The organism is Shigella sp. FC1567 (assembly GCF_001743015.1).
In the GTDB taxonomy this organism is placed as follows: domain Bacteria; phylum Pseudomonadota; class Gammaproteobacteria; order Enterobacterales; family Enterobacteriaceae; genus Escherichia; species Escherichia coli.
Genome location: NZ_MIIV01000124.1, coordinates 1 through 6319 on the forward strand (window position 1 = coordinate 1; position 6319 = coordinate 6319).

At 51.1% G+C, this 6319-nt stretch carries 6 protein-coding genes and 2 pseudogenes; 6 read left to right on the forward strand and 2 right to left on the reverse strand.

All coding sequences use genetic code 11. From position 1 onward, the window contains the following. On the forward strand, positions 1-261 hold a 261-nt coding region (locus BHE85_RS09545; protein ID WP_000317683.1), incomplete at its 5' end, for an IS1 family transposase. An 11-nt stretch (positions 262-272) separates the two neighbouring features. Next, positions 273-1136 (forward strand): annotated as a pseudogene (pdeC, locus tag BHE85_RS09550) (c-di-GMP phosphodiesterase PdeC); the annotation flags it as partial. Between the two features lie 2 nt (positions 1137-1138). Here the strand turns inward: pdeC and soxS are convergent. Further along, positions 1139-1462: a superoxide response transcriptional regulator SoxS gene (soxS, locus tag BHE85_RS09555; protein ID WP_000019358.1), complete on the reverse strand. Its 324-nt coding sequence runs from the start codon at positions 1460-1462 to the stop codon at positions 1139-1141. An 85-nt stretch (positions 1463-1547) separates the two neighbouring features. Between soxS and soxR the strand changes: the two genes are divergently transcribed. The 3 genes from soxR to BHE85_RS09570 all read left to right on the forward strand — a co-directional run bounded on the left by soxR (position 1548) and on the right by BHE85_RS09570 (position 5708). Further along, positions 1548-2012, forward strand: a complete 465-nt coding sequence (soxR, locus tag BHE85_RS09560) for a redox-sensitive transcriptional activator SoxR (protein ID WP_000412434.1) — start codon at positions 1548-1550, stop codon at positions 2010-2012. Between the two features lie 545 nt (positions 2013-2557). Continuing rightward, positions 2558-3907, forward strand: a complete 1350-nt coding sequence (gene ghxP, locus BHE85_RS09565; RefSeq protein ID WP_000106889.1) for a guanine/hypoxanthine transporter GhxP — start codon at positions 2558-2560, stop codon at positions 3905-3907. A 151-nt stretch (positions 3908-4058) separates the two neighbouring features. Continuing rightward, positions 4059-5708 carry a Na+/H+ antiporter gene (locus tag BHE85_RS09570; RefSeq protein WP_000402207.1) on the forward strand — a complete coding sequence of 550 codons (1650 nt, stop codon included), beginning with the start codon at positions 4059-4061 and terminating at the stop codon, positions 5706-5708. Positions 5709-5861: 153 nt separating this feature from the next. Here the strand turns inward: BHE85_RS09570 and BHE85_RS09575 are convergent. After that, positions 5862-6095, reverse strand: a pseudogene (locus BHE85_RS09575) (pentapeptide repeat-containing protein); the annotation flags it as partial. Positions 6096-6154: 59 nt separating this feature from the next. Here BHE85_RS09575 and BHE85_RS09580 point away from each other — a divergent pair. Next, positions 6155-6319: IS1 family transposase (locus tag BHE85_RS09580; RefSeq protein ID WP_047664789.1), on the forward strand; the 165-nt coding region annotated here is incomplete at its 3' end.

Below are 6319 nucleotides of genomic sequence, written 5' to 3' on the forward strand. Positions count from 1 at the left end.
ACACTGGAGCGTCTTCTGAGCCTGCTGTCGGCCTTTGAGGTCGTGGTATGGATGACGGATGGCTGGCCGCTGTATGAATCACGCCTGAAGGGAAAGCTGCACGTTATCAGCAAGCGTTACACTCAGCGCATTGAGCGACATAATCTGAATCTGAGACAACATCTGGCAAGGCTGGGACGGAAGTCACTGTCGTTCTCAAAATCGGTGGAGCTGCATGACAAGGTCATCGGGCATTATCTGAACATAAAACACTATCAGTAAGTTGGAGTCATTACCTTATTTTTGCGTTGCCCGCCGGTATTTTGGGGAGTCTTGTTCTGCTATTACTCTGGCTACGTATTCGACAAAACTATTTGTCTCCCAAACGCAAATTGCAACGCGCTCTAGAAAAACATCAACTTTGTCTTTATTACCAGCCAATAATCGATATCAAAACAGAAAAATGTATCGGCGCTGAAGCGTTGTTACGTTGGCCTAGTGAGCAGGAGCAAGTAATGAATCCGGCAGAGTTTATTCCGCTGGCAGAAAAGGAGGGGATGATAGAACAGGTAACTGATTATGTTATTGATAATGTCTTCCGCGATCTGGGCGATTACCTGGCAACACATGCAGATCGCTATGTTTCTATTAACCTGTCGGCCTCCGATTTTCATACGTCACGGTTGATAGCGCGAATCAATCAGAAAACAGAGCAATACGCGGTGCGTCCGCAGCAAATTAAATTTGAAGTGACTGAGCATGCATTTCTTGATGTCGAAAAAATGACGCCGATTATTCTGGCTTTCCGCCAGGCTGGTTACGAAGTGGCAATTGATGATTTTGGTATTGGCTACTCTAACTTGCATAACCTTAAATCATTGAATGTCGATATTTTGAAAATCGATAAATCGTTTGTTGAAACGCTGACCACCCACAAAACCAGTCATTTGATTGCGGAACACATCATCGAGCTGGCGCACAGCCTGGGGTTAAAAACGATCGCTGAAGGCGTCGAAACTGAGGAGCAGGTTAACTGGCTGCGCAAACGCGGCGTGCGCTATTGCCAGGGATGGTTTTTTGCGAAGGCGATGCCGCCGCAGGTGTTTATGCAATGGATGGAGCAATTACCCGCGCGGGAGTTAACGCGCGGGCAATAAAACTACAGGCGGTGGCGATAATCGCTGGGAGTGCGATCAAACTGCCGACGGAAAACGCGGGAGAAGGTCTGCTGCGAGACATAACCCAGGTCCATTGCGATATCAAAAATCGGACGCTCGGTGGTGCGCAACTCAACGGCGGCCAGTAACAGGCGACGTTGGCGAATGTAATCGCCAAGCGTCTGATGCGTCACCGTGCGGAACATTCGTTGCAAGTACCACTTTGAATAGCCTGATTTTTTTGCGACTACATCAATGTTAAGCGGCTGGTCAATATGCTCGTCAATCCATGCGATAAGATCCTGAATAATTTTCTGATGGGACATAAATCTGCCTCTTTTCAGTGTTCAGTTCGTTAATTCATCTGTTGGGGAGTATAATTCCTCAAGTTAACTTGAGGTAAAGCGATTTATGGAAAAGAAATTACCCCGCATTAAAGCGCTGCTAACCCCCGGCGAAGTGGCGAAACGCAGCGGTGTGGCGGTATCGGCGCTGCATTTCTATGAAAGTAAAGGGTTGATTACCAGTATCCGTAACAGCGGCAATCAGCGGCGATATAGACGTGATGTGTTGCGATATGTTGCAATTATCAAAATTGCTCAGCGTATTGGCATTCCGCTGGCGACCATTGGTGAAGCGTTTGGCGTGTTGCCAGAAGGGCATACGTTAAGTGCGAAAGAGTGGAAACAGCTTTCGTCCCAATGGCGAGAAGAGTTGGATCGGCGCATTCATACCTTAGTGGCGCTGCGTGACGAACTGGACGGATGTATTGGTTGTGGCTGCCTTTCGCGCAGTGATTGCCCGTTGCGTAACCCGGGCGACCGCTTAGGAGAAGAAGGTACCGGCGCACGCTTGCTGGAAGATGAACAAAACTAAAGCGCCACAAGGGCGCTTTAGTTTGTTTTCCGGTCTTTGTCTTTCTCTCTATCCCGCTGGTACACAGGAGGGTTTCCCCCGACGTCAACACACCTCATTCGAGCACGTGGTGGAGGTTCCGGTTGGTGTTGATGCTTTAATTGTATGTCACCGACGTTTCTTCGCCAGTGTAAAAGTATACTTTTTAACCGCAATATTTTTGTCATCTCAGACGATTTTTTATCGCAATCCTGAACGGTATACGGCTCGATAACGCTGCAATCTTGCGCACCGACGATAACGTTTGCGCATCAATTGCCTGTTTTTTCATCGTCAAGACAATAAAAGAGAAAAAAGCAGCAAACTTCGGTTGAAAAAGCCGCTATGATCGCCGGATAATCGTTTGCTTTTTTTACCACCCGTTTTGTATGCGCGGAGCTAAACGTTTGCTTTTTTGCGACGCAGTAAATTGTCGCAAACCTGGAGCAGGAAGATAACGTTTCGCTGGCAGGGGATTGTCCGCCACGCATCTTGACGAAAATTAAACTCTCAGGGGATGTTTTCTTATGTCTACGCCATCAGCGCGTACCGGCGGTTCACTCGACGCCTGGTTTAAAATTTCACAACGTGGAAGCACTGTCCGTCAGGAAGTGGTTGCCGGGTTAACAACGTTTCTGGCGATGGTCTACTCGGTCATCGTCGTTCCAGGTATGTTGGGTAAAGCAGGCTTCCCGCCTGCGGCAGTTTTCGTTGCAACCTGTCTGGTTGCCGGACTCGGTTCTATCGTGATGGGTCTGTGGGCTAATCTGCCGTTGGCGATTGGTTGCGCCATCTCCCTGACGGCGTTTACCGCATTCAGCCTGGTGCTGGGGCAACATATTAGCGTACCTGTCGCGCTGGGTGCCGTGTTCCTGATGGGTGTGCTGTTTACGGTAATTTCTGCCACGGGTATCCGTAGCTGGATTTTGCGCAACTTGCCGCACGGTGTGGCGCACGGCACGGGGATCGGTATCGGTCTGTTCCTGCTGCTCATTGCCGCTAATGGTGTTGGTCTGGTGATTAAAAACCCGCTTGATGGTCTGCCCGTTGCGCTGGGTGATTTCGCGACCTTCCCGGTGATTATGTCACTGGTAGGTCTGGCGGTGATCATCGGCCTGGAAAAACTGAAAGTCCCTGGTGGCATTCTGCTGACCATTATCGGTATCTCAATTGTCGGTTTGATCTTCGATCCTAACGTCCATTTCTCCGGCGTTTTCGGCATGCCTTCATTGAGCGATGAAAACGGCAATTCACTGATTGGCAGCCTGGACATTATGGGCGCGCTGAATCCTGTAGTCCTGCCAAGCGTTCTGGCGCTGGTGATGACGGCAGTATTTGATGCCACCGGAACTATCCGTGCCGTCGCCGGCCAGGCGAACCTGCTGGATAAAGATGGGCAGATCATCGACGGTGGGAAAGCACTGACCACTGACTCCATGAGCAGCGTTTTCTCTGGCCTGGTGGGTGCTGCTCCGGCAGCGGTATACATCGAGTCTGCGGCGGGTACGGCGGCGGGCGGTAAAACCGGTTTGACGGCTATCACCGTTGGCGTGCTGTTCCTGCTGATTCTGTTCCTCTCTCCGCTCTCTTACCTCGTTCCGGGGTATGCAACGGCTCCGGCGCTGATGTACGTTGGCCTGCTGATGCTGAGCAACGTGGCGAAAATCGACTTTGCTGATTTTGTTGATGCGATGGCGGGTCTGGTTACGGCGGTATTCATCGTGCTGACCTGTAACATCGTAACAGGCATCATGATCGGCTTCGCGACTCTGGTGATTGGTCGTCTGGTTTCCGGCGAATGGCGCAAGTTGAACATCGGTACGGTCGTTATCGCCGTGGCGCTGGTGACCTTCTATGCGGGTGGCTGGGCTATCTAATCTTTCATCGGATTCTGAAAACGGGTGGCAATGGCTGCCCGTTTTTATTTTCTCCGCACATTGTGTGAGCTTTTGCGATATTCTGAAAAAATGAGAATTCAGGCATAACGCCTTTCTCAGATCATAAAAAAACATCGCAAACAGGGAACGCATGGAAATCTTCTTCACCATACTGATAATGACCCTCGTGGTCTCGCTGTCCGGGGTGGTCACTCGTGTCATGCCCTTTCAGATCCCGCTTCCGCTTATGCAAATCGCCATCGGTGCGCTACTGGCGTGGCCGACGTTTGGTTTGCATGTGGAGTTTGATCCTGAACTCTTTTTAGTCTTGTTTATCCCGCCGTTGCTGTTCGCTGATGGCTGGAAAACGCCGACCCGTGAATTTCTCGAACATGGTCGAGAGATTTTCGGCCTCGCGCTGGCGCTGGTGGTGGTCACCGTGGTCGGCATTGGCTTCCTTATTTACTGGGTGGTGCCGGGCATTCCGCTGATCCCCGCCTTTGCGCTGGCGGCGGTACTTTCTCCGACCGATGCTGTGGCGCTCTCCGGAATTGTTGGCGAAGGGCGCATCCCGAAAAAAATCATGGGCATTTTGCAGGGCGAAGCGTTGATGAATGACGCCTCCGGCCTGGTGTCGTTGAAGTTTGCCGTGGCAGTGGCGATGGGGACGATGATCTTCACCGTCGGCGGTGCGACGGTCGAATTTATGAAAGTAGCCATTGGTGGTATTCTTGCCGGTTTTGTGGTGAGCTGGCTGTATGGTCGCTCGCTGCGATTCCTCAGCCGCTGGGGCGGTGATGAACCCGCGACGCAGATCGTTCTGCTGTTCTTGCTGCCATTCGCTTCTTATCTGATTGCCGAACATATTGGCGTTTCCGGCATCCTCGCTGCGGTTGCCGCCGGGATGACCATCACCCGCTCCGGTGTGATGCGCCGTGCGCCGCTGGCAATGCGCCTGCGCGCAAACAGCACCTGGGCGATGCTGGAATTTGTCTTTAACGGCATGGTGTTCCTGCTGTTAGGTCTGCAGCTGCCGGGTATTCTGGAGACGTCGCTGATGGCGGCAGAAATCGACCCTAACGTCGAAATCTGGATGCTGTTTACCGATATTATTCTGATATATGCGGCGCTGATGCTGGTCCGTTTCGGCTGGCTGTGGACGATGAAAAAGTTCAGCAACCGCTTCCTGAAGAAGAAGCCGATGGAGTTTGGTTCGTGGACCACACGAGAAATCCTGATCGCGTCTTTCGCCGGGGTGCGTGGGGCGATCACTCTGGCCGGTGTGCTCTCTATCCCGCTGCTCTTGCCGGATGGTAACGTCTTCCCGGCGCGCTATGAGCTGGTGTTCCTGGCGGCTGGCGTCATTCTCTTCTCGCTGTTTGTCGGTGTGGTGATGTTGCCTATTCTGCTACAACACATTGAAGTCGCGGATCATTCGCAACAATTGAAAGAGGAACGTATTGCGCGAGCGGCAACGGCAGAAGTGGCGATTGTGGCGATCCAGAAAATGGAGGAGCGTCTGGCGGCGGATACCGAAGAGAATATCGATAACCAGCTGCTTACGGAGGTCAGTTCTCGCGTCATTGGTAACCTGCGTCGTCGCGCCGATGGACGTAACGACGTTGAAAGTTCCGTGCAGGAAGAGAACCTTGAGCGTCGCTTCCGTCTGGCGGCATTGCGTTCTGAACGTGCTGAACTGTACCACCTGCGCGCCACGCGGGAGATCAGCAACGAAACGCTGCAAAAATTACTGCACGATCTCGATTTGCTTGAAGCGTTGCTAATTGAGGAAAATCAGTAAGCCGAAAGCGACGTAACCAGGCCCGAGGTAATCTGAAAAAGGTGCAATCTTTTGCACCTTTAACAGGTTAGCTCGGGCTAACATTCATGATTCTAAAACAAATAAGTTATCTCTCTTGTAAAGTCAATTCATTGGCTGTTCTTCGACTTAACCTCAATCTGCGTGTTGCATAATATCTGCAGTAATCTTCATAGCGACTGCATTAATATTATCCTCAGTTTGTGACATGCCAGTATGAGAGGTACAATCTTCTTCAAAGAATTTCTGTAGTGTTACCAGGGTATCACTATCAATGGGGATATTTTCCTCTCCACGGAGTATGGAAATGCCCATTCCCTGGACGCTAGCCTCATCAAAATTAACCCGATAGAGACGGGTATTAAACATACAGGGTAATGCTGCCAACTTACTGATTTAGTGTATGATGGTGATTTTAAGGTGCTTGCGTGGCTTCCATTTCCATCAGATGTCCTTCCTGCTCCGCTACTGAAGGCGTGGTGCGTAACGGCAAAAGCACTGCCGGACATCAGCGCTATCTCTGCTCTCATTGCCGTAAAACATGGCAACTACAGTTCACTTACACCGCCTCTCAGCCCGGTACGCACCAGAAA